General features: G+C 60.6%; 1 protein-coding gene. It reads right to left on the reverse strand.

The genetic code is table 11. The annotated features are described in order from the left end of the window. Positions 1–315 (reverse strand): thiamine pyrophosphate-binding protein (locus ACXAGA_RS16480; RefSeq protein WP_475118556.1); only part of this gene is annotated, 315 nt, incomplete at both ends.

Genomic DNA, 315 nt, shown 5'->3' on the forward strand with positions numbered 1-315 from the left:
CCGAAATGGTGCCGTCGTCAAAATCTTCGACCTGTTGCAGCACAGGTTCGGGGCGGCGGTTCGCGAACACGTCACCGGCAACAATCAGCAGCGGCAGACGGTTCACATGCGCCAGCGCAGCCGCCGTCACAACGTTTGTCGATCCCGGCCCGATCGATGACGTCACCGCCATCGCGCGGGTGCGTTTCATCGTTTTGGCATAGGCAATCGCCGTATGTGCCATCGTCTGTTCGTTCTGACCGCGCCATGTCGGAAAGACGTCCTGATAGGCGTGCAGCGCTTCGCCGATCCCAGCCACGTTACCGTGACCAAAGA

The organism is Marivivens sp. ABH4_498 (assembly GCF_056160585.1).